Annotated in this window: 19 protein-coding genes; 8 read left to right on the top strand and 11 right to left on the bottom strand. The window is 75.8% G+C overall.

Going from position 1 to position 23,406, the window contains the following annotated elements:
• Window positions 1-187: 187 nt before the first annotated feature.
• Together ACI8AD_RS11120 and ACI8AD_RS11125 are read right to left on the bottom strand one after the other, a co-directional pair.
• Window positions 188-1,270 (bottom strand): methyltransferase domain-containing protein, encoded by a 1,083-nt coding sequence (locus tag ACI8AD_RS11120; RefSeq protein WP_456870580.1) that lies wholly within the window; start codon window positions 1,268-1,270, stop codon window positions 188-190.
• 37 nt (window positions 1,271-1,307) lie between these two features.
• On the bottom strand, window positions 1,308-3,011 hold the full coding sequence (locus ACI8AD_RS11125; protein ID WP_456870581.1) for a LuxR C-terminal-related transcriptional regulator: 1,704 nt from the start codon (window positions 3,009-3,011) through the stop codon (window positions 1,308-1,310).
• A gap of 156 nt (window positions 3,012-3,167) precedes the next feature.
• Here ACI8AD_RS11125 and ACI8AD_RS11130 point away from each other — a divergent pair, with 156 nt between their 5' ends.
• The 3 genes from ACI8AD_RS11130 (at window position 3,168) to ACI8AD_RS11140 (ending at window position 6,133) form a co-directional block, all read left to right on the top strand.
• Window positions 3,168-4,106, top strand: coding sequence for a LysR family transcriptional regulator (locus ACI8AD_RS11130; RefSeq protein WP_456870582.1), 939 nt, complete (start codon window positions 3,168-3,170; stop codon window positions 4,104-4,106).
• A 138-nt stretch (window positions 4,107-4,244) separates the two neighbouring features.
• Window positions 4,245-5,228 (top strand): CPBP family intramembrane glutamic endopeptidase, encoded by a 984-nt coding sequence (locus ACI8AD_RS11135; RefSeq protein ID WP_456870583.1) that lies wholly within the window; start codon window positions 4,245-4,247, stop codon window positions 5,226-5,228.
• Window positions 5,225-6,133, top strand: a complete 909-nt coding sequence (locus ACI8AD_RS11140; RefSeq protein WP_456870584.1) for a dioxygenase family protein — start codon at window positions 5,225-5,227, stop codon at window positions 6,131-6,133. Before ACI8AD_RS11135 ends, ACI8AD_RS11140 begins: the two co-directional genes overlap by 4 nt.
• Window positions 6,134-6,466: 333 nt before the next feature.
• Here ACI8AD_RS11140 and ACI8AD_RS11145 read toward each other — a convergent pair whose 3' ends face one another.
• The 3 genes from ACI8AD_RS11145 to ACI8AD_RS11155 form a co-directional block, all read right to left on the bottom strand.
• Window positions 6,467-7,375 carry a universal stress protein gene (locus ACI8AD_RS11145; RefSeq protein WP_456870585.1) on the bottom strand — a complete coding sequence of 303 codons (909 nt, stop codon included), beginning with the start codon at window positions 7,373-7,375 and terminating at the stop codon, window positions 6,467-6,469.
• Entirely contained in the window at window positions 7,353-8,465 is a 1,113-nt protein-coding gene (locus ACI8AD_RS11150; protein WP_456870586.1) for an Acg family FMN-binding oxidoreductase, read from the bottom strand. Before ACI8AD_RS11150 ends, ACI8AD_RS11145 begins: the two co-directional genes overlap by 23 nt.
• A gap of 177 nt (window positions 8,466-8,642) precedes the next feature.
• On the bottom strand, window positions 8,643-8,921 hold the full coding sequence (locus tag ACI8AD_RS11155; RefSeq protein WP_456870587.1) for a PLD nuclease N-terminal domain-containing protein: 279 nt from the start codon (window positions 8,919-8,921) through the stop codon (window positions 8,643-8,645).
• Window positions 8,922-9,142: 221 nt separating this feature from the next.
• Here ACI8AD_RS11155 and ACI8AD_RS11160 point away from each other — a divergent pair, with 221 nt between their 5' ends.
• Both ACI8AD_RS11160 and ACI8AD_RS11165 read left to right on the top strand, forming a co-directional pair.
• On the top strand, window positions 9,143-10,177 hold the full coding sequence (locus ACI8AD_RS11160; protein WP_456870588.1) for an alcohol dehydrogenase catalytic domain-containing protein: 1,035 nt from the start codon (window positions 9,143-9,145) through the stop codon (window positions 10,175-10,177).
• An 8-nt stretch (window positions 10,178-10,185) separates the two neighbouring features.
• Window positions 10,186-10,608, top strand: a complete 423-nt coding sequence (locus ACI8AD_RS11165) for a DUF302 domain-containing protein (protein ID WP_456870589.1) — start codon at window positions 10,186-10,188, stop codon at window positions 10,606-10,608.
• Window positions 10,609-10,816: 208 nt separating this feature from the next.
• Here ACI8AD_RS11165 and ACI8AD_RS11170 read toward each other — a convergent pair whose 3' ends face one another.
• Complete coding sequence (locus ACI8AD_RS11170) at window positions 10,817-13,033, bottom strand: SpoIIE family protein phosphatase (protein WP_456870590.1); 2,217 nt, start codon at window positions 13,031-13,033, stop codon at window positions 10,817-10,819.
• 533 nt (window positions 13,034-13,566) lie between these two features.
• Here ACI8AD_RS11170 and ACI8AD_RS11175 point away from each other — a divergent pair.
• Window positions 13,567-16,551: a SpoIIE family protein phosphatase gene (locus tag ACI8AD_RS11175; protein ID WP_456870591.1), complete on the top strand. Its 2,985-nt coding sequence runs from the start codon at window positions 13,567-13,569 to the stop codon at window positions 16,549-16,551.
• 496 nt (window positions 16,552-17,047) lie between these two features.
• Here the strand turns inward: ACI8AD_RS11175 and ACI8AD_RS11180 are convergent, their stop codons facing one another.
• A complete protein-coding gene (locus ACI8AD_RS11180; protein WP_456870592.1) occupies window positions 17,048-17,503 on the bottom strand; it encodes a DUF6326 family protein in 456 nt (151 codons plus the stop codon).
• 276 nt (window positions 17,504-17,779) lie between these two features.
• Between ACI8AD_RS11180 and ACI8AD_RS11185 the strand changes: the two genes are divergently transcribed.
• On the top strand, window positions 17,780-18,913 hold the full coding sequence (locus ACI8AD_RS11185) for a sensor histidine kinase (RefSeq protein WP_456870593.1): 1,134 nt from the start codon (window positions 17,780-17,782) through the stop codon (window positions 18,911-18,913).
• The gene (locus ACI8AD_RS11190) at window positions 18,910-19,566 is read left to right on the top strand and encodes a response regulator (RefSeq protein ID WP_456870594.1); all 657 of its coding nucleotides are present in this window, start codon (window positions 18,910-18,912) and stop codon (window positions 19,564-19,566) included. Before ACI8AD_RS11185 ends, ACI8AD_RS11190 begins: the two co-directional genes overlap by 4 nt.
• 75 nt (window positions 19,567-19,641) lie before the next feature.
• Here the strand turns inward: ACI8AD_RS11190 and ACI8AD_RS11195 are convergent, their stop codons facing one another.
• From ACI8AD_RS11195 to ACI8AD_RS11210, 4 genes are all read right to left on the bottom strand, one after another.
• Complete coding sequence (locus ACI8AD_RS11195; protein ID WP_456870595.1) at window positions 19,642-19,770, bottom strand: hypothetical protein; 129 nt, start codon at window positions 19,768-19,770, stop codon at window positions 19,642-19,644.
• Window positions 19,771-19,962: 192 nt separating this feature from the next.
• On the bottom strand, window positions 19,963-20,979 hold the full coding sequence (locus ACI8AD_RS11200; protein WP_456870596.1) for a universal stress protein: 1,017 nt from the start codon (window positions 20,977-20,979) through the stop codon (window positions 19,963-19,965).
• Window positions 20,879-21,562: a CBS domain-containing protein gene (locus ACI8AD_RS11205; RefSeq protein ID WP_456870597.1), complete on the bottom strand. Its 684-nt coding sequence runs from the start codon at window positions 21,560-21,562 to the stop codon at window positions 20,879-20,881. The genes ACI8AD_RS11200 and ACI8AD_RS11205 overlap by 101 nt, the downstream gene beginning before the upstream one ends.
• A gap of 299 nt (window positions 21,563-21,861) precedes the next feature.
• Window positions 21,862-23,319: a serine hydrolase domain-containing protein gene (locus tag ACI8AD_RS11210; RefSeq protein WP_456870598.1), complete on the bottom strand. Its 1,458-nt coding sequence runs from the start codon at window positions 23,317-23,319 to the stop codon at window positions 21,862-21,864.
• Between the last annotated feature and the right edge of the window lie 87 nt (window positions 23,320-23,406).

A 23,406-nucleotide genomic window follows, 5' to 3' on the forward strand; every position in this document is an offset into this window, starting at 1 on the left:
ACCGAGGAGGCGAACACGCCTCGCGCCCGCGAGGACGACGCTCCGATCCTGGTCGGCGAGCCCGACGTCGGGGCCCGCCGCGCGGACCTCGGCGAGTACACGGTCGCGTTCCCATCGTTCCGCCGACGTTCACCCGGCCGTGTACCTCCGCGGTCTCTCCACGGACGGTGCGGCGGGTGGTCGGCGGTCAGGCGCGCCTGCGGGCGACGTAGAGGGAGTCGAGCGGGTCGTCGGGGACGTCGTGGACGGTGACGTCGACGAACCCCGCCGCGGCGAGCATCCGCCGGGCCTGCTGCTCGCCCCACAGCGCGCCCAGACCGGCGCCGCCCTCGGCCAGCGAGACGGTCAGGCAGTGCAGCGTGCTGATCCCGTACAGCCACGGTGCCAGCGGGTTGCCGATGTTGTCCTCAAGTGCGCTGGCGGCCCTGATGTCGAGCATGGCGAACACGCCGCCGGGCTCGAGCGCGTCGTGGATGCGGCGCAGCACGCCCGCGGGGTCGGCCTGGTCGTGGATCGCGTCGAAGGCGAAGACGGCGGCGAACGGCGGATCGGTGGGCAGCCGGGTGGCGTCGCACACCTCGAAGGAGGCGTTGGTCAGGCTCCAGTCGGCGGCCTCGGCGCGGGCCCGCTCGATGGCGTCGGCGGCGATGTCGTACCCGGTGAATCGCGACCGGGGGAGGGTGCGGGCGAGCAGGTTGACCGCGTGCCCGGTGCCGCAGCCGACGTCGGCGACGCGGGCGCCGGCCGCCAGCCGGTCGGGCAGCCCGTCGACGAGGGGCACGATGCCCTCCAGCAGCTGGCCGTCGAACAGCCCGCGGGAGGCCTCGTCCATCACGTCGGTCAGCTCCGGCCGGAACGCGCTGTAGGGCACCCCGCCCCCGGTGCGGAAGGCCTCGGCCACCTCGCCGACGTGCCGGGCGAGCAGCGCGGTGACCCGGCTGAGCGGGGCGAGGTTCAGCGATCCCGGCCCGGACAGGCACACGGCGTGCTCCGGCGGCAGCGTGTAGCCGGCCGTGGCGGGGGAGTAGTCGACGATGCCGGCGGTCACCAGCCCGCCCAGGCACTCCCGGACGTAGCGCTCCGCCAGCCCGGCCCGCTCGGCCAGCTCGGCGCTGGTGCCCGAGCCGGCGGCGAGTGCCTCCAGCAGCCCGGTGCGGAAGCCGAGGTCGATCAGCAGCGTGACGACGCTGTCGGTGTAGGTGGCGAGCAGCCGCCCAGCGAATGCCTCGGTCCGGGCCGGGTCGAGCTCGCGCTCCACGGTGGTGGACATCCTCGTCTCCTTCGGTCGTCGGGACGACGAGGGGACGCTAGGAGCGCGGTCGGCTGCCCGGCATCGGACGGGCGCCCCAACTCGCACGGGCTCCCGATGGGTCGTTCGACCCAGCCAGCCCGTGCTCGTGTGCCCAGGCCGCGGCGGCGGTGCGGGTGCCGACGTCCAGCTTGGAGAAGATGTTGGACAGGTGCCGCGCCACGGTCTTGGTGCTGATGACCAGCTGCTCGGCGATCTGGGCGTTGGTCCGCCCGGCGGCCAGGCAGGCGAGGACCTCGGCCTCCCGGTCGGTCAGGCCGCCCGGGAGCGCAGGAGCCCCCCGGAGCCGCGCGACGATGGCGGCGTCGGGTGTGGCCCCGAGCCGCTCGAAGACCTCGGCCGCCGCGGCGAGCTCCAGCTCGGCGGCGTCGGCGTCGTCGAGGTCCCGGTAGGCCGCGGCCAGCAGCACACGGACGCGCGCGCAGTCGTAGGGGGCGTGCAGGTCGCGCCACGACCGGCACGCCGCCGACAGCACCGGGAGCGCCCGGCCAGGGTCCCCGCAGGACAGCAGGAGCGCGCCCCGCCACTGGCGGGCGGACGCGGTGAAGCAGGGGCTGGCGAAGCGCTCGGCGGTGTCGCTCAGCTCGACGACGGCGTGCTCGGCGGTGGCCCGGTCGTCCACGGCCAGGGCGATCTCGGCCTGCCCGGTCAACAGCCGGGCGCGCACCAGCGGGTTCGCTGTCTCGGTCAGCAGCGCGGTCCGCACGGAGGCCGCGGCGGCGTCGAGGCGGCCCTGCTGCAGGCGGAGCAGCGCCAGCCCGGGCTGCGGGTCGCGCCCCAGGTGGTGGGCGCGGCGGTAGGACTGCTCGGCCGCCGTCGCGTGCCCGCGGAGCCGGGCGAGCTCGCCGAGCTGGTAGTGCCCCTCGCCGGCGGCGAGGCAGGCGATGCCGTCGAGGTCGGTGCAGACCCGCGCCGCCTCCGCCTCGCTGCGTTCCCACTCGCCGGCGGCCTGCAGCACCTGGGAGCGGTGGACCCGGCAGATGCCGGTGAACAGCACCGCCGCGGGGAGGGTCGCGAGCCACGCCTCCGTCGCCTGCACCCAGGCCCGGGCGCGACGGAGGTCGCCGAGCTCGTGGCTGGCCGACATCAGGTGGCAGTACATGTCGCCGGCCCAGTCCGGCAGCACCTCGCCGGCGGCGACCGCGGTCATCGCCTGGTCGAACCGGGCCATGCCGTCGCGGACCCGCCCCTGGCGCACCAGGACCCGTCCCTCGCCTACGAGGCCGGCGGCCATGAGCGTGGCGTCGCCCAGCCGCCGGCCCAGGTCGCCGACCCGCCGCGCGGCGGCCAGCACCGGCTCCGGGTCGGGGCCGTCGAGAGCGCCCTGGACCTCGACGAGGTAGGCGAGGAACCCCTGCTCGGCGCACTCCGGCTCCTCGGCGAGCAGCGCGGCCGCCCGGCCGACCCAGCCGGAGCCGGCCACCTCCTCGCCGCGCATCAGGTGGTTGATCCCGACACCCATGGCCGCCATCGCCGCAGGCCGGGGCCGCTGCTCCCGGACGAACGCCTGGAACGCCCGCTCGCCGGCCGCGATCGACTCCTCGACCCGACCCATCCACCAGGCGCAGTCGGCCAGCGCCGCGAGGTCGTCCGCGGACAGCGGCGTCGTGCCGACGGCGGTGAACGCGGCGTGCGCGTCGTCCCACCGCCGCCGGGCGTACGCCGTCCGGGCGGCCGCGAGCCGCGTGCCGGGGTCGTCCATCCCTGGCCTCCGCGGGGTGCGAGGGGACCAGCGTAGTGCGCACCCGGCGGCCTGCGGACCCGTGTCGTGCACCGTCGGCCACCAGGCCTGGGGGCGTGGCCCTGGACCTGCGACGGCCGCCCGCGGCAGGCTCCGGGACACCGTCCCAGGAGGGTGGTGCCTGACACCGTGGACCTGCGCCAGCTGGAGTGCTTCCTCGCCGTCGCCGAGGAAGAGCACTTCGGCCGCGCCGCCCGGCGGCTGCACGTCACGCAGCAGTCGGTCAGCGAGCGGGTGGCCCGGCTGGAGCGCGAGCTGGGCGTCCCGCTGTTCGAGCGCACCAGCCGGCGGGTGCGGCTCACCCCGGCCGGTGAGGCGTTCCGGCCCGAGGCGCGCCGGGTGCTGGCGCAGGTCCGGCACGCCGCGGAGGCGGCCCGGCGAGCCGGTAGCCAGGACGGCGAGCTGCGGCTGGGCTACGCGCCCAACTCCGGGCCCCACCTGAGCCGCGTCCTGCTGCCGGAGCTCGCCCGCCGGGACCCCTCGCTGCGGGTACTGCCGATCCCCGCCTACACCGTGGAGCTGGTCGACCAGTTGCGCGCCGGGCACGTGGACGCGGCACTGGCCTGGCATCCCGAGCTGACCGGCGACCTCGACGGCGCCCCGCTGTTCGGCGTCCCGGTGGCGGTCGCCGTGCCGGCCAGCAGCTCCCTGACCACCCCGGACCGGCTGCCGCACGCCGACGTCGCCGCCCGGCCGCTGGTGGTGCTCGTGCCCCGCGCGGTCCACCCGCGGCTGCACGAGCACCTGCTGGCGCGGATTGCCGAGGGCCCCGACGGCGCCGCCCTGCCGGTGACGGTGGTGGCCGAGGAGCCGTCCATGGACCGCATGCTGCCGCTCGTGGTGGCCGGCGTGGGCCTGGGCATCACCTTCACCAACCTCGTCGACGACCGCGTGTCCGGCGTGGTCTACCGGCGGCTGGAACCACCGGAGCCGACCTCGCGCTGCTGGCTGCTGTGGCGCCGGGAGGAGACCCGACCCGCCGTCGCCGCGCTGGTGCGTGCGGTGCAGGACATGGTCGACGACGGCGTGTTCGACCAGGAGGCCCCGGCGGGCTGACCGGGTGGCCCGCTGCCGGCCGGCCGACCGACCGACAACCCCTGCTTGTCGTCCCACCACGGATCGCTTCTCGATCGGGGACGGCGGCCGGCGTCCAATCGACCGCATCGGCATCCCGCGGCACCCGGAGGTGTCCCCGTGATCTCCTCAGCACCGCCCGTCGACCCCGCCACCCGCGCCGCCGCCCGCAGGGGGGTGGCGCTCTTCCTCACCGTCCTGGTCGCCGTCTCGGCGCTGACCGTGCCGGTCCTGCTCGCCACCGGGAACCCGGCCGTCGGCCTAGTCGCGCTGTGCGCGCCGGCGCTGGCCGCGGTGGGCACCCGGCTGGTCCGCCGCGAGGGCTTCGCCGACGTCTCCTTCCGCCTCGGCGGACGGCGCGGGCGGCGGGCCCTGGTGTGGGCCGTCGTGCTGCCGCTGCTCATCGCCCTGGTCAGCTACGGCGCCGCGTGGGCAGCCGGCTTGGCCGGATTCGACCCGCCCGCCGGCCTCGGCCCGCTCGGCGGCGACGTGACGGACTCGGCCGCCGCGTCGTTCGCCCTGCAAGTCCTCCTGGCGGCCGTCGTCACCGGTCTCGGCCTGTCGATCGTCGCGATCGGCGAGGAGGTCGGCTGGCGCGGCTATCTGCTTCCCCGGCTCATCGACACGGGGCTGCCCCGGCCGGTGCTGGCGCACGGGCTGATCTGGGCGGCTTGGCACCTGCCGCTGGCCCTGGGCGCCGGGTACGCCGCCGGGAGCTCCCTGGTGGTGTCGGTGCCGCTGTTGGTCGTGCAGATCACCGCCGCCGGCTTCGTTCTGGCCTGGCTGCGGCTGTCCAGCGGCAGCGTCTGGCCGGCGGTGCTCTTCCACGGCGTGTGGAACGCCGTCGTCCAGACCGCCTTCGACCCGGCCACCACCGGCGCCGCCGCGACCACCTGGGTCGGGGAGTCCGGCATCCTGACCACGCTGGCCGTCATCGGCGTCGCGGTGCTCCTCTGGCGGCGCTCGCCGACGAGCCGGGCGCAGACCGTCGCCCCCGCTCCGGAGGCCACGCGGACCCCGCTGGGTGTCCGTGACCTGACACGCGCCCCGGTGGTCCCGGCCGCGCGGGGCGCCACGCGACCCGACCAGGAGGTCTCGCGGTGAGCACCGTCGAACGGCTCCGGGGGCACGAGGCCCAGCGCGATCCCGCTGCCGAGCAGATCTTGACCGACGCAGTCGTGGCCAGCTTCGCCGACACCCCGGACCCGCGGCTGCAGCAGGTGCTGCAGGCCGTCGTCGCCGCGGTGCACCGTGTGGCCCGCGAGCTCGGCATCACCGAGTCCGAGCTGCACGCGGCGCTGGACTGGCTCTCCGGCGCCGCCGGGGACGACCGCGCCGCGGCGCTCGTCGAGCTCACCGTGCTCTCTGACGTCACCGGCCTGTCGTCCCTGGTCACGACGATGACCCACGCCGGTGTCGGGACCGCCACCGCCGCCACGGTCGAGGGCCCCTTCCACCGACCCGGCGCTCCCGAACGGGCTCGCGGCGAGTCGATGGCCCTGATCGACGAGGGCGAGCCGCTGGTGCTGTCCGGGAGGGTTTGCTCGACGTCCGGTGAGCCGGTGCCCGGCGCCGTCCTCGACGTCTGGCACAACGCGGCCAACGGCCTCTACGACCTGCAGGACCCCGGCGCACCGCCGTTCAACTGTCGCGGCCGGTACCGCACCGACGGGGCGGGCGCCTTCCGCATCGTCACGGTCCGGCCGGTGGCCTGTCCCGTCCCCGCCGACGGACCGGCCGGAGCGCTGCTCCGCGCCACCTCGCGCAGCCTCCTGCGCACCGCCCACCTCCACGCCATCGTCTCCGCGCGCGGCCACGCGCCGGTCACCACGCACGTCTTCGACGCCGACGACCCCCACCTGCACTCCGACGCCGTCTTCGCCGTCTCCGACGGCCTCGTGCACCGCTTCGTGGCGCACGACGACCCGGTGTCCGCAGCAGCGCTCGGTGTCCGCAACCCTTACACCACCGTCGACGTGGACTTCGTGCTCGCTCCGCTGACCGGCTAATCGGCGGAGGTCCGGTCACGGCCGAGCGTGGTCCGGGTCTGTCACCGGCGACGGCGAGGGCAGACGGCGATGCGGCAGGTCCCGTGCGTGCCGATCCTCGGCATCTCCCAGGACGCCCGTCGCACCGGCGAGCACCCAGCCGCCGCTGCCGCTGCAGCCCACCCGGGAGCAGTTGGCCTTCGCCCGCGCACCGACATCTCCCGGCGGCACCCGGCGCTCCACGGCCTCGACGGGATGACCTGCCGACGGTGCTACGGCCTGTCGCTGCGCCGGTCGCTGACCGTCCGCACCCGTCGATCCCCGCGACGACGACCCGACCCCGCGCCGCCCCGGTCACGGCCGCCGCTGCGCAGGCAGACGGAGGTCCCGGGGCCGGGGGATCCCCGGCACGGGCCCGGCGGGTCGGTGCCCCGGCTGGGGGACGACGAGGACCGGACAGCGGGCCTCGCCGGCGACGGCGTCGACGACAGCCGAGTCGGCGGCGCCGGCTCCGCCGAGGACGAGCAGCCCGGCCTCGCGGGAGAGGTGAACCAGCACGGACGCGGGGTCACCCTCGCGCACGTCGACGGTGACGGGGACCGTCGGCCACCCGTGACGGACCCGTGCGACGTGCTCCTCGACGAACCGCCGCTCGGCCTCGGCGACGGCCTCTGCGACGGCGGGGGAGACGGCGCCCGGGGCGACGCCGCCGGGACGGTGCCACGTGTGGACCACGCGAAGTGCTCTGCCGTGCGTGCCGGCTTCGAGGGCCGCTGTGGCGAGCACCGAGGTGGTACCGGCGGTCCCGTCGACGGCGGCGACCACGTCGCCGCCTCCGGCGCCGTCCGGCGGAACGAGCAGCACCGGGCAGGGTGCGGTGCGCAGCAGGTCCCGGGCCACCGGGCCCGTGGTGCCGGGGACGGTGCCGGCGCCGACGACGAGCAGCGCCGCGCCGGTGGCCTCCTCGCGCAGCACCTCCGCCGGGTGCCCGGCCCGCACGATGCTGCGCACGGGGGTGTCGGGAGCGGACGCGCCGAGGTCCCCGCGCAGCGCGTCGAGGCGGCCCAGCGCCCGATGCCACGGCCCGTCCTGCGCACGGCCGGCGTCGTGCGCGGCCTCCACCGCGGTCACCAGCTCCAGGGGGCGCAGTTCGCGGTGGGCGCGGTCGCGGCGGCCCTCGCCACGTGCCGCGTCGCCCGACCGCCGTCGACACCGGCCACGACCGGCTGCCGGACGGCGGTCACACCCACGTCGTCCCCCCACGGCCGTCGGAGACCGGACGGGCGGCCGGCCGCGGCCAGCCGGTCGCCGTCGGCCTGCCGCGGACCGGGCGCTCGCCGGGGGAGGCGCTGTTCTCGACCACCGTCCCCCTGGGACGGCGCGGCGTCGGTGACGTGGCCGGCGCGCGGCCGATGCGCAGCACCGACTGCGGGTAGGTGTCCCAGGTGAGCGCCGAGCGCAGCTGGGTGCGGGTGACCGGCACCTCGACGGCCTGGGTGAGCGGGCCGGCGACCCAACCGCGCACGGTGAGCTCCAGCAACACCCGCTCGATCGCCTCTCCGCACCGCAGCCAGGCCAGCGGGTCGTCCTGGTACGTCGCCAGCAGCACCAGGGTCTGGGCGGTGCCCGAGCCGGTTTCAGCCGGGAGCTGCCCGGCGCCGATGGTGTCGAAGTCGCGGACGGGCAGCGGGTCGTGCTGGCGGCCGTCGACGTGCGGGACGACGCTGGCCGGCACGCCGTCGCCCGTGCCCGCCTCCCGGTTGGTCCACCGGCGCAGCTCGGCGCGGTAGGCGGGGTCGGCGTTCTGGATGCGGTCCGCCTCCTGCAGGAGCCTCGCGAGGAGGAGGAGGTCCTGCTCGCGGGTCACGGGGACGAGGACGGAGTCCTCGGCGGCGGCCGCGGTGACGAGGACGCGCAGCACGTCGTCGGGGACCCGTCCGGCGTCGTACCGGCGGCGGTTGGTGCGGCGCCGGCGCACGGCGGGGGAGAGGGCGGCCAGCGCGGTGTCCGGGAGGCCGTCGACCGGGCGCAGCACCGCCAGCAGCGACGGGTCGGCGGGGTCGGGCAGCCGGTCGACGCGCACGGCGGCTCCGGCGGCGGCCAGCGCGACGCGGGCGTTGAGCAGCGCCGCGCCGACGCTCTGCGTCAGGGCCCGGCCGGCGGGGTCGAGGACGGTCAGCTGCCGGGTGCGGTCGGCGTGGATCTCCAGCCGGTCGGGGTGCAGCCGGATCCGCCAGGGCTGGGTGTTGTGCACCGAGGGCGCCAGCACCGCGGCGTCGGCGGCCGCCTCCAGCGGGGAGGTCGGTGGGATCCGGGTCGGGAGGCCCTCCGAGGAGGTGGTGCGGCGGGTCATGTCGACTCCTCCCGGACGGTGGATGCCCTGAGCGTCGTCTCCTCGGGCGGCCTCGTCCTGGGCCCCCGGTCACCGGTAGCAGCGACCAACGTCCCCGCCGGACGTGCCCCATCGCCATCGGGTCGGCGGCAGTGCACGGATTCCAGGCCGGTGGCGATGGATCGCGGGCCCGGCCGTTCAGCGGCGGCGGCCCCAGCGGATCCAGGCGAGGGGGCCGATCCAGTTCACGGCGATGACCGCCGCCCAGACCGCCTTCCGGCCGTGGACCTGGTCGGGGCGGCGGCGGGCGAGGTCGGTCCAGGCGGCGACCGCCAGCGACAGCTGGACCGACCCGAGGGCCAGCACCAGACCCTGCTGGCGCGGGCTCAGGTCGGCCCAGCGGCGCGGACGGCGGGACCGCGTCCTCGCCCGGCCGGCGGCGGGTCGACGGGTGCGGGCGCTCCGGGTGGACGTCATGGCCGGGCCTCCTCTGCCGCGGGGTGCGTCCCGTCCAGGCTCCGGGGCGGGCGGTCGTCCGGGCAGGGCCCGAGGCACCACCGGACGGGGCCCTCGGTCCCGCTCGGGCCTCCGGGCGTCGGCAGCGGGCGGTGCGTCCCTGGCAGCGCAGGACGTTCGGCACTCCGGCCCCGCGGGACGGGCGCGCTGGACTGGACGCTCCGACAGCGGGAGGAGAGGTCATGGAGGCGCTCGTCTACCACGGTCCGGGCAAGCGGTCGTGGGAGGTCGTCCCCGATCCGCGCATCGAGGACCCCGAGGACGCCGTCGTGCGGGTCGACGGCTTCACCATCTGCGGCACCGACCTGCACATCCTCAAGGGTGACGTCCCCGAGGTGCCGCTCGGGACGATCCTCGGCCACGAGGCGGTCGGCACGGTGACGGAGGTGGGCCAGGGCGTGCGCACCGTCGGTCCCGGTGACCGGGTGCTCGTCTCGTGCATCACCGCGTGCGGCCGGTGCCTCTACTGCCGGGAGGCCCGGTACGGGCAGTGCCAGGGCGCGGGCTGGGTCCTCGGGCACACCGTCCACGGCGTGCAGGCCGAGGCGGTGCGCGTCCCGTTCGCAGACGGCTCCGTCCACCGGCTGCCCGAGGGGGTGGCCGACGAGGCGGCGCTGATGCTGGCCGACATCCTGCCCACCTCCTACGAGGTCGGTGCGCTCAACGGCGGGGTCCGGCCGGGGGACACCGTGGTGATCGTGGGCGCCGGCCCGATCGGGCTGGCCGCCGTCATGACCACCGGCCTCTACACCCCGGAGCGGATCGTCGTCGTCGACCCGGTCGAGGCCCGGCGCGACGCGGCCACCGCGCTCGGTGCCGACCTCGTGCTCTCGCCCGACGACGACGTCGTCGGCACGGTGCGCGCGCTGACCGGCGGGCTGGGCGCCGACGTCGGCATCGAGGCGGTCGGCATCCCGGCGACCTTCGACCTCGCGGTGGAGGTCGTCCGGCCGGGCGGCCGGGTGGCCAACATCGGGGTGCACGGCAAGCCGACGACGCTGCACCTCGAGGACCTGTGGATCAGGGACGTCACCATCACCACCGGGCTGGTCGACACCCGCACCACGCCGATGCTGCTGCGGATGCTGCAGGCCGGGAAGCTCGACGCCGGCCGGATCGTGACCCACCGCTTCGGCTTCGACGAGGTGCCCGCCGCCTACGACGTGTTCGCCGACCCGGTCGCCTCCGGTGCGCTGAAGGTGGCCGTCCTCCGATGAGCGGGACGGTGACCGAGCGACCGGTCGCGGACGGCCCGGGGTACGGCATGGCGGTGGAGGTCGACCTCCCGTTCGACGAGGCGCTCACGCGGACCCGGGCCGCGCTGGCCGGCCAGGGGTTCGGCGTGCTCACCGAGATCGACGTCGCGGCCACGCTGCGGGCGAAGCTGGGGGCGGAGGTGCCGCCGCAGGTGATCCTGGGCGCCTGCAACCCGCCACTGGCCCGCCGGGCGCTGCAGGCCGAGCCGGACATCGGCCTGCTGCTGCCCTGCAACGTCGTCGTCCGGGTCGACGAGCAGGGGGCCACCCGGGTGGCGGCGATGGACCCCGGCGTCATGGTCGCGCTGACCGGCCAGGCGGCGCTGGTCCCCGTCGCCGCCGAGGCGCGCGACCTGCTCGCGAGCGCGCTCGGTGAGGTCGCCGACGGGTAGCCGCGTGCCGACCACCGCCAGGTCCGGGCGGACGACGAGCCCGCGCCGCCGCTTCGCCGACCGAGGTGGCCCGGCCACCGCCGTGAGCGCCGGGTCGTCGGCGATCACCTGGCTGACGCCGCGGCGACCTCGTCCGTTCGTCGAGGACGAGCACCCGCACGGCATCGTCCTACCTCATGGCCTCTGCTGAACGCCTCACGACCGCCCCTCACGTGACGTTGCCCGTCGCTCCAGGACGATCGGATCGGCGGACCGCTGGTCGTGTCGGGTCGGGTGCTGACCCGCGGGGGTACAGCGCGGACAGGTGCGGACGGGCCGGGGCGGATGACTCGTGCAGCGGGGACCACGTCCCGTCGGCCGCCGGCGACAGCGTCCGCGGGACGGCGGTGTCAGGAGGGGACGGCTGCAGCCGCAGGCAGATGAGCACGACGTCGTCGTGCAGCCGCTGGCCACCGGTCAGCTCGTCCATCACGACGTCGCACCAGGTCCGGGGGTGGGCGCCGTCGAGCCGGGCGGCGATCGACGCCAGGTGGCCCAGCCCGGCGTCGAGATCGGCGTCGCGCCGTTCGACGAGGCCGTCCGAGTACCAGAGCAGCATCGAACCGGGCGGGACCTCGACCTCGGCGTCCGTCCGGGCCTGGTACGCGGCCGACAGCGGCCGGGACCGGCCGCCGGTGAGGAACCGGGCGTCGTGGTCGGTGACGAGCAACGGCGGCGGGTGGCCCGCACAGGCGTAGCGGAGCCGGCACGTGGCCGGGTCGTACTCGCCGTAGCCGATGGTGGTGAGGCCCGCGCCGGCGATGGTCGACGACGCCCGGTCCAGCGCGTCGAGGACCTCGGCCGGGCCGTCGTGCGGGGCGGCGGCCAGGGCGCTCAGCGCCGCGTGCAGCTGTCCCATCGCCGCAGCGGCCCGCAGGTCGTGGCCGACGACGTCGCCGACGGCGAACCCGACGCGGCCGCCGGGCAGGGGAAAGGCGTCATACCAGTCGCCGCCGATGTCGTGGTGCTGGTCGGCCGGGCGGTAGCAGCCGGCGAACTCCGCCCCCGGCAGCTCGTCGGGCACGACGGGCAGGAAGGACTGCTGCAGTTGATGGGCGGCCTCCCGTTCCTCCTCGTACAGCCGCGCCCGGTGCAGCGCGGGGGCCATGAGGTCAGCGAGCGTCCGGGACATGGCGGTGACGTCCTCGTTGATCGAGTGATCGTCCGTGAACCGGAACTCCAGTGCCCCGAACGCGGTGCCGGCGGCCCGGGCCGGCACCGCCAGCGCCGAAGGCGACCAGGTCCGGACGGGGGCATGGCGCCGGACGGCGGTCGCCAGGGGTGAGGGGTCGCCCAGCGGCAGGTCGGCCACACCGTGCCCGTCCGTGGTCCAGACCCGCAGCCGGCCGCTCTCCCGGTCGACCACTCCCACCGCGCCGGAGTCGGCGAGCAGGCCGATGCCGGAGCGGACCAGCACCTCGGCGATGTCGTCGGTGGTCGCGGCGGTCCCCAGCCCGGCGGTCACCTCCTGGAGGGCCTCCACCCGGCGCCGCGCGGCGGTCTCCTGCCGGGACACCGACCGGGCCCGTTCCCGCCCGGCGATCTCCACGGCCAGCAACCACGCACCGAGGACGGCCACGGCGATGAACAGCTGCAGGAGGGCGGCCTCCACCCGCGGGGTGTCGCCCAGCGGTGCCCACGGGCCGCGCCCGACCACGGTCATGACGTTGGCGGTGACGGCGACCACCAGGCCGGCCTCGGTGACGACCGCGACCCCGTACCGGACGGCCAGCCAGAACAGCCAGGGGATCGTCAGGTACGCCAGCGGGAGGACGACCGGCCAGAAGACGGCCACCGTCACCCCGGCGGTGCCCAGCAGGAGCAGTGCACGGCGGACCGGTCCGGGGGCGCCGGGCCGGTCCCGGTCGAGCTGCCAGGTCAGCACCGCGCCGCCCACGACCAGTACCCCGAGCCCGTCGCCGGCCCAGAACGGGAACAGACGGTCGAGCACGGCCGGCCCCTGCGACCACTGGATGGTCAGCGAGCCGATCACCCCGCCCACGAACGGGCCGGCCAGCACACCGCAGAGTAGGAACGCCGTCAGGTTGCGGCGCCGGCTGAGGTCGGGGTGCGGGGCGAACCGGCGCAGCAGGATGGCGCCCACGAGGGGCTCGACGGTGTTGGCCACGGCGAAACCCCAGGCTGCGACCGGTCCGATGCCCTGGGTCCGGTCGATGAGAACCTCGACGAGCGCGGCCGTGGCCAGGATCCACGGCCACCGGCCCCGGTCGTTGAGCACCAGGGCGGACAAGGTGACCCCGGCCGGCAGGAACAGCACCGCGCCCGTGCCCGACGACTCGAACAGCAGGAACGAGGTGATCGACCCGACGGCATACCCCGCGGCCACGGCGAGGACCAGTCGCCACGGCACTGGCAGGCGCCTCATCCCGACCTCCGGCACTCAAGGGCCCGCGCGCCTGTTCGACGAGACCAGCTCGGCACCAACCCCGGCAGGCGCCCACCCACGGGGAACGGAGGCCAGACGGATTGCACGGAGGCGGGCTCAGCGGCCGGAACGCCGTGCAACGCACCGCGGTGCGGACCGGCTTCCCGGCGCAGTTCCGGAAGGAGGGCGGCTCGCCTCTGCTGAACGGCGGCCCAGCGGCCCGCGTTTTCGACCGCTGCGCCGGGGTACGTCCGCGGTGCCACCCACGGACACCCACACCGTGCGCAGCCTGCCGGCAGGTCGGGCGACGCACGGTGCCCGCTCAGGACGATCACTGCTGACCGCGAACGCAGTCTAGGCGCGCTGCTCGCGTGCCCACCAGGTTCGCGGAAGCTCCCCGCGGCGGCCGTCGGGCGACATCCCGCACCGGACCGTTCGCGGGGCCGTCAGGCAAGGGGCCAGCGGTGGCGTCAGAGCACGATCCCGGAGCGCACGCGACCGGCGCAGCCGCTCCACGGGAGTCCGCCGGTTCCGTGGTCCGCGCCCAACTCGCCGATGCCCGCGAGGGAGCCGAGCGGGCCCGCCGGGACGCCGACGCCGCGCAGGCGGCCCGGCGGGCCGCCGAGGCGAACGCGGCCCGCATGCAGGCGATGGTCGCCGGGCTGAACGCCATCGTGTGGGAGCGCGACCCGCTCACCTGGCGTTACCGCTTCGTCAACGCCCGCGCCGAGGAGGTGCTGGGCTACCCCGTCCGGCAGTGGCTGGACGACCCCGGCCTGTGGCAGCGGATCCTCCACCCGGACGACGCCGACGAGGTGCTCTCCGCCGTACGCGCCGCGATCGCCGGCGGCGAGGACCTGTCGCTCACCTACCGCGTCCGGGCGGCCGACGGGCGGTGGGTGTGGCTGCAGCACCTGGCGCACGTCGCCCGTGACGAGGCCGGCACGGCGACCGCCATGCACTCGGTCCTCATCGACGTCACCGAGCCCAAGCGGCGAGAGCTGGCCGCGGCGCTGCTGGCCGCGGCCGGCCGGGTGCTCACCGGTCCCGGCAGTGTGGAGGACCGGCTCGCGACGGTCACCGGCCTGCTGGCGCCCGACCTGGGCGACTGGGCCGCGGTGTGGCTGCGCGGCGACGACGAGCGGTACCGGCCGGTGGCCGTCACCCCCGTGGGCCTGACGGACCGGGTGCGGGCGCTGGGACCGATGCGGGTGCCCGACGAGTTCGCCGCGGAGCTCCGCGCGGGGCGCGCCTTCACGGTCCCCCGAGTCACCGAGGAACTGTTCCGCGCCGCCACCATCGACGAGGACCAGTTGGCAGCGCTCACCGCGATCGGCGGCGAGAGCTGGCTGGCCGCGCCGCTGACCATCGGCCGCGCCGCGGTCGTCGGACTGCTCACCCTCACCGCTGCGGCACCGGACCGGTACGACGAGGCCGACGTCGCCCTCGCCGCCGACCTGGGACAGCGCCTGGCGGCGATGGTGGCCGCCGAACGGCAGGCCGCCCGACGCGAGCAGCTGCACGAGATCACCGTGGCGCTGGCGGCGGCCGGCACGGTGGCCGAGGCCGCTGCCGCCCTCACCACCGGGCTGCGCGACGTCCTCGGCGCCTCCGTGGTCGCCGTCTGCACCCTCGGCGACGACGGCCAGCTGCACACGATCGACGTGGTCGGAGATCCTGCACGGCGCTGGGAGCCGTACACCACCATGCCGCTGACGCCCGCTGTGCCGCTGCCCGACGCCGCGCTCACCCGCCGTCCGGTCTGGCTGCCCGACCGGGCGGCCACGGTCGAACGCTATCCCGCCGTGGCGGGCAGCACGTCCGAGCAGACCCAGGGCATCGCCGCGCTCCCGCTGCTGGTCGGCGACCGACTGGTCGGTGCACTCGCGGTCACCTTCCGCACGCCCAGGTCCTTCGATGCCGACGAGCGCGCCCTCCTGCTCACCGTCGCCGACCAGGTGGCGGTGGCCTTCGAGCGCGCCGCGCTGGCCGACGTGCGCCGGGAGATGGCCGACACCCTGCAGCGCAGTCTGCTGCCCGGCGACCCGCCGGCCGTGGAGCGGCTGGCGATCGCCGCCCGCTATCTACCTGCGGTGCAGGGCACCACCGCTGGGGGCGACTGGTACGACGTCCTGCCGCTGGACGGCGGTGCGGTTGCGGTCGTCGTCGGCGACGTCGTCGGCAACGGGGCCCCCGCTGCCGCGGTGATGGGCCAGCTGCGCAGCGCGCTGGCCGGCCTCCTGCTGGCCGGATTCCCACCCGCACAGGCGCTGGAACTCCTGGATCGCTTCGCCGGCTACGTCGCCGGAGCCGGGATGAGCACGGTGGCTTGCCTGCGGCTGGAACCGGACACCGGCCGACTCACCTACAGCTCCGCCGGGCACCCGCCGCCGCTGCTGGTCGACGCGGCCGCCACCGGCGACGGCGCCACCGGACGGCGCGGCGGGTACCTCGACGGCGGGCTGGGCCCCGCGCTGGGCCTGCGCGCTCCCGGGCCCCGCCCGGAGGCCACCCTGACCCTCTCGCCGGGGGCCACGCTGGTGCTCTACACCGACGGGCTGGTCGAGCGCCGCGGTGAGGACCTCGACGACGGCTTCCGGCGGCTGGCCACCGCAACTACCGCGCGGCGGTACGCCGCACTGCCGGCCCTCGTCGACGGTGTCCTGGGCGAGCTCGTGGACGGGGACGGCGGCACCGACGACGTCGCGGTGGTCGCCGTCCGGCTGCTGCCCGCTCCGCTGCGGCTGGACCTGCCCGCGGACCCCGTACGACTGCCCGAGGTGCGGCGGGCGGTGCGGCGATGGGCTCCCGAGGCGGCCCTGCACCCCGATGCGATCGAGGACCTCCTGCTGGCGCTCGGCGAGGCCACCGGCAACGCCGTCGAGCACGCCTACCGCGACGCGGGCGTTCCCGGCCGGATGCTCGTCGAGCTGGACCTGGACGGCGACGGCGACGTGGCCGTCAAGGTCGCCGACACGGGCACCTGGCGCCCGCCCCCGGCCGACCGCGGCTTCCGCGGCCGCGGGCTGCAGATCATCGCCGCACTCGCCGACGACGTCGACCTCGCTCCCGGGCCCGCCGGCACCACCCTGCGGTTCGTGTCGCCCTCCGGGGTCCCTCCATCGGCGGTGGCCGAGCGCCAGGCGGATCTGCAGCGGCTCCCTGTGGCACAGCGCCCGGACGAGCAGCCGGCCACCCTGGAGGTCACCGACGTCCAGGGCCGCCGCTGTCTCGCGTTGATCGGGGACCTGGACCTCGCCGGGACCACCGGGGTCCGCGAGCAGCTCCTGACCCAACTGGCCGGCGACCGGCCGATCACCCTCGACCTCACCCGGCTCGGCTTCGTGACGAGCGTCGGCGCCGGGCTGCTGCTCGAGGTCGCCGACCGCGCCGGACCCCACGGCGAGCTGGACGTCCTGCTCCCGGCGACCGGACCGGCCCGCCGGCTGCTGGGCCTCACCGGACTCGCTTCGGTCCTCCGACCCGGAGCCGACCGCCGGGGATCGCGGGGCGGATGACCGTGGCCGGCATGAAGGGTCGGCTCGAGGCCCATCGCACCGTGGTGCACCCGGTCATCCGGTCGGCTGTCCGGAGCGGCCGCCCAGGATGCCGCCGGATCCGGTCGCTGAGCGCCGCTCGGTCGCGGGCCAGGCGTCGTCTCGGTCGCGGGCCGGGCGTCGTCGCCCCGGCGCGACGCCTCCAGCGGGCACGCTGCAGCACGCGCTGTTGCCCGAGCTGCCCTGCGTGGACGGCATCGAGGTCGCCGCCCGGTGCCTCGCCGGCGTCGACGAGCTCGACGTCGGCGGCGACCACCATGGACGCGCTGCGCTTCGCCGTGCGGGCCCACCTCGCCGTGTGCGACGACATCGCCGCCGTCGCCGCCACCCTGCGCCCGCTGGTGCACGTCGACACAGGCCGCCGGTTCGCCACCGTGCTCCTCGGCGAGCTCGACGCCGGCGGACTGCGGCTGGTGCCCACGATCTCGTCGTCGACGAGGGCCACCAACGTCTCCGGTCAGTACAGCTGGTCACCAGAGCTGCTGTCACCGGCAACGGGCACCGGGCCTGCCTTGAGCGTCACACCCGGGCCTGGGTGAGATCGCGGCTGGCGGTGGCTCGAGTGGTCCCGGGGCCACGTCCATGCGGCGCGCAGGACGAAGGCCAGGAGGAGCACCTCGAGTCCGATGGAGAGACCGTAGAACCAGGAGTAGCTCCAGGACTCCTCGCCGGCCACGTTGTAGATCGAGACCGGGATGTAGAGCGCCGCCACGACGAGGTTGGTGGCGCGGGCGGCACGGGCGGGCAGCGTCGCGGAGAGCACGATCATGAGGATCGGGACGGCCACGAGCGTGAGCGCGAGGGCGACGAAGGTCGGGCCGGTGTCGAACTCGTGGACGACGCCGACCAGGATCTCGTCGAGGCTCCCGGGCTTGTACAGGTGCAGGTAGTCGACGTAGACGTAGAGGAACATGAAGCTCGTTCAGGCGGCTGCGAGCTCCGCCCGGACCGGGAGCCGCGCGTCCTGGAGTGCACCGGCGGTCGTGCTGGTTCGGGCCATCTCTTCTCCTGTGTCCTGACGGACCGGCCGGGGCGGCTCGGTCGGTGTCCTCACGATGACGAGCGTCCACGGGCGCCACATCCGCCTGCGGGCTCCAGCCGTCCTGGCCGCGGGGACGGGACATCCGCCGTACTTTCGGCCGATCCGCCCGGGCGGCGGCCCCTCTACGTTGGCCGCGAGGGAGGGGACGTGCTTGCTGGGGTGTGGGCCGAGCCGCGCCCGCCGCGCCCGCCGGGGCGGGTCTGGCGGGACTGGACGCTCTTCTTGGGTCTCGTCGCGGTCTCGCTGCTCGAGCTGCTGCTGCGCGACGACAGGGCCTGGGCGCCGGTGGTGGTCGGGGTCAGCGTCGTCGTCGCGGCGTGCACCCTGTGGCGGCGCACGCATCCGCTGGCCGCGGTCGCCGTCGCCTTCGGCACCGTCCTCGCCTTCGACATCGCCAGGATCGTGGCCCTCGATGCCACCGGCCTGCAGAGCATCGCCGGGCTGCTCGTGCTGCCCTACGCCCTGCTGCGCTGGGGGTCAGGTCGCGAGGCCGTCCTCGGGCTCGGCATCGTCCTCGTCTGGCTCCCCGTCACCCTGGTCGCGAACCCGGCCACACCCGCGGAGATGGTGGCAGGCTACGGCTTCTTCCTGTTCTCGGCCGCACTCGGCGCGGCGGTGCGCTACCGCACCAGGAGCCACGACCGCGAGATCGAGCAGGTGCGGCTGCGGCAGCGCAACGAGCTCGCCCGCGAGCTGCACGACACGGTCGGCCACCGCGTCTCGGCCATCGCCATCCAGGCGCAGGCAGGTCGCGCGCTGTCGGCGGCAGATCCGGAGCGCGCGCTGGCCACCCTGATCACCATCGAGGAGGAGGCGTCCCGGACGCTCACGGAGATGCGAGCCCTCGTGGGCGTGCTGCGTGACGGGACGGACGCCGACCTCGCCCCCCGGCGAGGGGTGGTGGACGTCGAACGACTCGCCCGCCCCGGCGGCGAGGTGCCCGGCGTCCGCGTGCAGGTCGTCGGTGACGTCGGGGCCATCGACCCGGCGGTCAGCACCGCCCTCTACCTGATCGCCGCCGAAGCGGTCACCAACGCGACCCGGCACGCATCCGGGGCCACCCAGGTCACCATCGACGTCGCCGCATCCCGCGGCCACGTGCGCCTGCGGGTGCACGACGACGGCGCGGCAAGTACGGCCGGATCTGCTCCGGCCGGCTTCGGGCTCCGCGGCATGGCGGAACGGGCGAGCCTCCTCGGAGGCACCCTGCGGGCCGGACCCGACCCGGGCGGCGGCTGGAGCGTCGACGCCTCGCTGCCTCACACGGTGGGTGCGTCATGACCATCCGGGTGCTCGTCGCTGACGATCAGGACATCGTCCGGGCGGGGCTGTGCATGATCCTCGACGCCCAGCCAGGCATCACCGTCGTGGGCGAAGCCGCCGACGGCCGACAGGCGATCGCCATGGCCCGTTCGCTGCGCCCCGACGTGTGCCTGCTGGACATCCGCATGCCCGACGTCGACGGGATCGAGGCCACCCGGCAGCTCGCCGGGCCCGATGTCGTCGAGCCCCTGGCCGTCGTCGTCATCACCACCTTCGACCTCGACGAGTACGTCTACGGCGCGCTCAAGGCAGGCGCCCGGGGTTTCCTGCTCAAGGACGCCGGCGTCGAACTGCTCACCCAGGCCGTGCACGCCGCCGCCCGTGGCGACGCCCTGATCGCACCCACCATCACCGCCAGGCTCCTGTCCTCCTTCGCCGACAGCCGCTCGCGCCCCATGCCACCCGAGCCTGTTGAGCCGCTGACCGCTCGCGAGGAACAGGTCCTGCTCGCCGCCGCTCGAGGGAAGACCAACAGCGAGATCGGCAACGAGCTGTCGATCAGCCTCAGCACCGTCAAGACCCACGTCGCCGCCCTGATGCGCAAGCTGAACGCCCGCAACCGCGTCGAGGTCGTCATGTGGGCCTACGAGACGCACCGCGTCGACACCTGATCGGCTCGCTGGGCCGGTGGTCGACCTCGCCGGGCGCCATCGCGCCCGTGGTCGTCGCACCAGGAGTCGGCTCGGTCAGGGGTCCTGTGGACGCTGCCGGCGGCGGACGTCGCCGCCGATGCCGCGGCCGTCGTCGACCACCTCGAGCACCAGACCGTCGCTGACGTCGAGGGGGACGGTCCCGTGCGAGCGCTCCTTCGGCACCTTCAGGAATGGCGCCTCGAACGCTCGGTCGGCCGCTCATGCTGAGGCGTACCCAGCTAGGAGCTCACTGGACCTCCGTCTCGGGCGGATCGGGGACCGGACACGGCGAGGTGGCAGGGCCCGGGGGGCCGATGGCGGCTCGACCGGTTCAGCGGGGGCGCGGTGTTCAACCGCGTGGAACGGACCCTCCACTCACCGGGCAGCGCCACGGCGCTCGTCCTCGACCGGGACCACCGCCACCGGCCCGGTCGCGCGGTGGACGACCGCGTGGGCCGTGGAGCCCAACCGGGCCAGCCCGCGGTGCCGGCGCCTGCCCACGACGAGCGGCTGGGCGGTCAGCCCGGCCGCCAACAGTGCGCGGGCCGGTCGCTCGCGGACGAGGGCCTCGCGGATCGGCACGTCCGGTTCCTTGTCGTGCCAGCCGGCCAGCGCCTCGGCCAGCACCCGCTGCTCATCGGCGAGGACGCCGGCCCAGTCCACGAGGGGGCCGGTCGAGAGCACGGCGGTCTCGAGGGTCACGTCCCGCCAGGCGTGCACGGCCAGCAGCTCGGTTCCAGGCATCGCGGCCTCGGCGAGGGCGAACGTCAGGACGGCCTCGTCACCGGGTTGGTCCTCGAGCCCCGCGACGACGCCGGTCCGGGGGCGGACGACCGCGCCCGTCGGGTCGGGGAGGAGGAGCACCGGGCACGGCGGGAAGAGGAGGACTGCGGCCGCGGTGGAGCCGAGCAGCAGGCCGGCGACACCGCCGACGCCCCGGCTGCCGATGTCCAGCAGTTCGGCGATCCGAGCGGCGTCGATCAGCGCGGACGCCGCGTCGCCGGGCTCGATCGACCAGCGGACCCGGTCGGTCCCGAGCACGTCGGCCGCGTCCCCGGCGGCCGTACGCAGGGCGGTCTCGGCGGCGGCGTGCAGCAGACTGCCGAGCTCCGGCACGTCGGCCGGGCGGGTTCCACGCACGGGCGCCGCGACGGAGGGCCAGGACAGCGCGTGCGCCAGGTGTAGGACGCAGCCGCTCCGACGGCCTCCTCGACGGCGGCCGCGGTGACCTGCTGTGTCGCCTCGAACCTGTCGACGCCCGCGACGACGACCCGTCCCCCTGGCGCATCGCTCACGGCCCGCTCCGTGGCACCGGGGCCGACAGCGGCCGGTCCGGCCCGGTGCCCGCCGTCGCCCTGGGGGCGGCCAGCACCCGGACGGCAGTGATGCCACCGACGGTCCGGGCCAGGGCGGTCAGCGTTCGCCACTCGACCTCCTCGGAGCCCTGCGGCTCGCCGCGGAGGCGCCGGATGGTCGCCGCGCCGTCGCGCACGGCGACGTCCCAGGCGTCGACGTCACCGGTGTAGCCCTCGACCAGCCGCAGCAGCTCCTCTCGGGCGTGGTCGTCGGAGCGGATCAGCAGACGCAGCAGGTCGCGGCGGCTGACGATGCCGACCAGCCGGCCGCCGTCGGTCACCGGCACGCTGCGCAGGCCGGCGTCGACGAACAGGCGGGCGACGTCCCCGACGTCCGCGGTGACGTCGACGGCGCGCACGTCCCGGGTCATCACCTCGTCCACCCGGGACGGTGTGGGCGGGGTGCCGGGGTCGTCGCGGAGCGCGTGCAGCCGCGGGTCCTCGTGGATGCGGGAGCGGAGGAGGTCGGCCTCCGCGACGATCCCCACCAGCCGCAGGTCCTCGTCGACGACCGGGAGGGCGGCGAAACCACGATCGGCCATCACCTCCGCGGCGTGGCGCAGGGTGGTGTGCGCCCCCACGACCACCACGGCGCGCGTCATGACGTCTCTGGTCTGCACGGCTCCTCCTCCGGTCGATGCCTGGACGCTAGGCAGATCAGCGAACGCGTCCCCAGGGTCGGGCGCCGCTGGGGACAGGGACGGAGGTCACGGGATCCCGGGCCCCTCGCCCCGGGTCCGCCCGGGCCGGTGCGGGGCGCAGCCGCCCGGCGCTGGTGCGCCCGTCGTCGGGCCCACGAGCAGGTGCCGGGACGAGCGGCGCCGGGCGTCACCGGTGTGAGCCCAGCTCGAGCGACGGGCCGGGTGGGGGAGGAGCCCCGCTCACCGGAGGTGATCTCGCACCCGGCGTCCGGACGACGTCAGACGCGTGCCCGCGCGCCGGGCACGCGCGGTGGCCGGGGCTGCCTGAAGAGCGACACCGGCATGAGACCCAGGTGCAGGGCGGTCGTCCCGCCGTCCCGGCTGAACACGATCGGCACGCTCCCGGTCCCGAACGACGAGAAGTCCACCCGGAAGGCGTAGGGGTCGGCGGGGTCGTCCGGGTGCAGCGCGAAGCCCCGGAGGAGCGGGGCCACCGGCGTCAGGAACCGCAGCCGCAGTTCACCGGCGCGCACGTGCACCTCGGCGCCGGCGCCGACGAAGCCCCGCATCCGTACGTCGGTCAGCGGCCCCGGTAGCCGGTACCGGCCGCACAGGTCCCCCCAGGTGTCGGGTCGCTGCGGGACGTCGGTGCGGATCGCCGGGTGCGGCACGCCGATCAGGTCGTCGAGCAGCGCGCCGAGCTCGGTCGGCAGCCAGAAGGACCCGCGGCGGGCGCCGTTGGTGAAGGCCATGACGGCGACGCCGTCGTCGGGCGCGACGAAGACCTGCGAGTCGAAGCCCGGCAGGATCCCCTGGTGCTCCACCACCGGGTGCCCGCCGGCGTCGACCCGGAAGAACGCCAGGCCCAGCCCCGGGATCCGCGGGTCGGGCTGGAACTGCGGCCGGAACATCGTGGCGAGCGTGTCCGGCGCGAGCACCCGGCCGTGCTCGTTGGCGCCCCCGCCCAGCAGGGCGGCGAGGTAGCGCGCCATGTCCCGCGGCGAGGAGCACACGCCCCCGCCGCCCGCGGTCACCACCTCCCGGTCGGGCACCGGCTCCGGGCCGCTCCTGCCGAGGACGTACCCGGTGGCCAGCGCCGCCCGGATCCGGTCGGAGCGCACCAGGTCCGTGCTCGTCATGCCGAGCGGCTCGAACACCCGCGCGCGCAGGTAGGCGTCGAACGGCTGCCCGCTGACGTCCTCGACGATCTGCCCGACGGTCGTCGGGCCGTGGTCGGTGTACCGGAACCGGGTGCCCGGCTCGGCGATCACCGGCAGGCCGCCGCGGTAGTACCGGGCCGGGGTCGGCACGCGGCCCGGCGGGAAGCTCTCGCCGAAGTCCCGCCGGCCGAGGTCGCGCCAGGAGGTCTCCTCGCCGAGACCGGCGGTGTGGGTGAGCAGGTGGCGCACGGTGGCCGGCCGCCAGTCCGGCCGGCGGAGCACCAGCCGGTAGGCGCGCAGGTAGTGGTCGGCGGGCGCGTCCAGGTCGACCAGGCCCCGCTCCACCAGCTGCATCACCGCGACCGCGGTGAACGTCTTGCTGATCGAGGCGACGCGGAAGACGGTGTCCTCGGTGACCGGCCGGCCGGTCGCGAGGTCGGCGAGCCCGTGCACGCGGAACTCCGCCGGCGCGCCGTCCCGGACGGTCCCGACGGCCAGCCCCACCGCCGGGCGCCGGTTGAGGAGCTGACCGGTCCAGCGGTCCAGGTCCACCTCGTCCATCGTCTGCACGGTCATGGCTGCACCTCCCGGGGAGAGCGGGACGGTTCCAGCGTGCGCGGGAGGGCCGCGGAGAACACGAGGCGACCGGCCCCGTCCGGGCGG

Source organism: Geodermatophilus sp. SYSU D00766, from assembly GCF_054049915.1.

What these genes read in the sequence shown, in the direction of transcription:
- ACI8AD_RS11125 (WP_456870581.1), bottom strand. Translation starts at nt 3,011, where the DNA reads ATGGACGACCCCGGCACGCGGCTCGCGGCCGCCCGGACGGCGTACGCC.
- ACI8AD_RS11210 (WP_456870598.1), bottom strand. Translation starts at nt 23,319, where the DNA reads ATGACCGTGCAGACGATGGACGAGGTGGACCTGGACCGCTGGACCGGT.
- ACI8AD_RS11190 (WP_456870594.1), top strand. Translation starts at nt 18,910, where the DNA reads ATGACCATCCGGGTGCTCGTCGCTGACGATCAGGACATCGTCCGGGCG.
- ACI8AD_RS11180 (WP_456870592.1), bottom strand. Translation starts at nt 17,503, where the DNA reads ATGTTCCTCTACGTCTACGTCGACTACCTGCACCTGTACAAGCCCGGG.
- ACI8AD_RS11120 (WP_456870580.1), bottom strand. Translation starts at nt 1,270, where the DNA reads ATGTCCACCACCGTGGAGCGCGAGCTCGACCCGGCCCGGACCGAGGCA.
- ACI8AD_RS11155 (WP_456870587.1), bottom strand. Translation starts at nt 8,921, where the DNA reads ATGACGTCCACCCGGAGCGCCCGCACCCGTCGACCCGCCGCCGGCCGG.
- ACI8AD_RS11150 (WP_456870586.1), bottom strand. Translation starts at nt 8,465, where the DNA reads ATGACCCGCCGCACCACCTCCTCGGAGGGCCTCCCGACCCGGATCCCA.
- ACI8AD_RS11170 (WP_456870590.1), bottom strand. Translation starts at nt 13,033, where the DNA reads ATGAGGCGCCTGCCAGTGCCGTGGCGACTGGTCCTCGCCGTGGCCGCG.
- ACI8AD_RS11160 (WP_456870588.1), top strand. Translation starts at nt 9,143, where the DNA reads ATGGAGGCGCTCGTCTACCACGGTCCGGGCAAGCGGTCGTGGGAGGTC.